The following is an 844-nucleotide window of genomic DNA, read 5'->3' as shown; positions in this document are numbered from 1 at the left end:
TATAAGGAAGTCAAGTAATAAATGAAAGAAATTGGGGAATGTTAACAAATCCAGCAGGTTCCCAAACAGATCTTTGAAATTGTGAATAAAGTACTATTAAAACAACTACAGTTGTAGCTTTGACTATGTGATTGATTATTCTGTAAATATCTGTCAATTATTTGACTAGATTTTCATCGAATGAAGTATTGTTCGCCAAAAGCTTGTAAATGACACGTAACAGCTTACGTACACAATGACCTTGTGCACAACGATGTGTTTTACCTTGATTACGTTTCTTAGTATAATAAGCATTGAAGGTTGGGCAATATTTGCAGACGGTAAAAACCGCTTGATACAATGCTTTGCGCAAGTAACGAGATCCGTGCTTGGATATTGGCATATGCGCAGCGTCGTACTTCCCAGACTGATGTACGAGAGGCTCCATGCCGGCATAAGATATCAGATGTGCGGCGTCTGAAAAATCGTGAATATCACCAATCTCCGCAATGATGGTCATTCCTGTTATGTGAGAAATGCCAGGGATGGAAATGATAGGAGAGTTTAGTTTCAGGCTGAATTCTTCTATTTTATTTTCCAGGTTTTCAATCTGTTGTTTACGAGTGTTGATAATAGCTATGATTGACTGCACTTCGAGTGCGACCGCAATGTTATCTTCGCCAACAGAACATTTGGCAGCTTCTTTGATATCTTCAGCAGTGAGTTTACACTGCCTGCCACGTCCGTCAGTTTTAAGTGCATTACGGAGATTGCGGATGTCTTCAGAGGCAATAGAAGCAGCAGTGGGATAGCTGGCTAAGAATTGCATATAGACCTTGGAATAGCGTGTCCAGGAGAGCTTGTT

The 844-nt window shown here is 40.2% G+C and carries 1 protein-coding gene; it reads right to left on the bottom strand.

Annotated elements, in window-relative coordinates; genetic code table 11:
- Nucleotides 1-157: 157 nt before the first annotated feature.
- Nucleotides 158-844: transposase (locus ACTND6_RS11060; RefSeq protein ID WP_441024316.1), on the bottom strand; the 687-nt coding region annotated here is incomplete at its 5' end.

This window comes from Bulleidia sp. HCP3S3_C9 (assembly GCF_052064035.1).
In the GTDB taxonomy this organism is placed as follows: domain Bacteria; phylum Bacillota_I; class Bacilli_A; order Erysipelotrichales; family Erysipelotrichaceae; genus Bulleidia.
This window is presented reverse-complemented; position numbering and strand designations above follow the sequence as displayed.